We start from the raw sequence: 512 nt of genomic DNA, 5'->3' as shown, positions 1-512 counted from the left end.
CCGTTGCACGCGACAAAGGTAAACTACGCGGAAAGAAACCCAAGCTTTCTGAACGTCAGCAAAAAGAGCTTCGCCGGATGTATGATACCGGCGATTACTCCATCAGCGATCTTTCAGAACTGTTTTATATTTMTCGGCCAACTGTCTATCGAACTCTCAGCAGAACAGACTCAACGTTCTTGTTGGGTTAACTCTAAGCGTACGTAAAGTACACTTTCGTGTCGTGACCCCTATTTGAACGAGGCGTTGCGCTGGATTCAGGAGCGGCACGGCAAGGACAACGTGATCGCTGCCATCATTCACCGGGACGAAAAAACGCCGCACCTGTCGGCCTACGTGGTGCCAAAAGACCCCGATACAGGCCGCCTGAATTGCCGCCGGTTCCTCGGTGGTGCCAAGGACCTGAACGAGATGCAGACAGACTTTGCGCGAGTTGGGGGACGCCCTGTCGGACTGGAACGCGGCATCGATGGAAGCAAGGCCACCCACACCAAGCTGAAAACCTACTACGG

General features: G+C 53.8%; 2 protein-coding genes. Both read left to right on the top strand.

The features are described 5' to 3' along the window. Positions 1-191 (top strand): helix-turn-helix domain-containing protein (locus KP705_RS16895; protein WP_215765101.1); only part of this gene is annotated, 191 nt, incomplete at its 5' end. Between the two features lie 43 nt (positions 192-234). Next, positions 235-512 (top strand): plasmid recombination protein (locus tag KP705_RS16890; protein WP_215765100.1); only part of this gene is annotated, 278 nt, incomplete at its 3' end.

Origin of the sequence: Gluconobacter sp. P1D12_c, assembly GCF_018812105.1 — a bacterium.
GTDB lineage: Bacteria > Pseudomonadota > Alphaproteobacteria > Acetobacterales > Acetobacteraceae > Gluconobacter > Gluconobacter oxydans_A.
The sequence above is the reverse complement of the archived record's forward strand: the minus strand, read 5'-3'. Positions and strand labels throughout refer to the sequence as shown.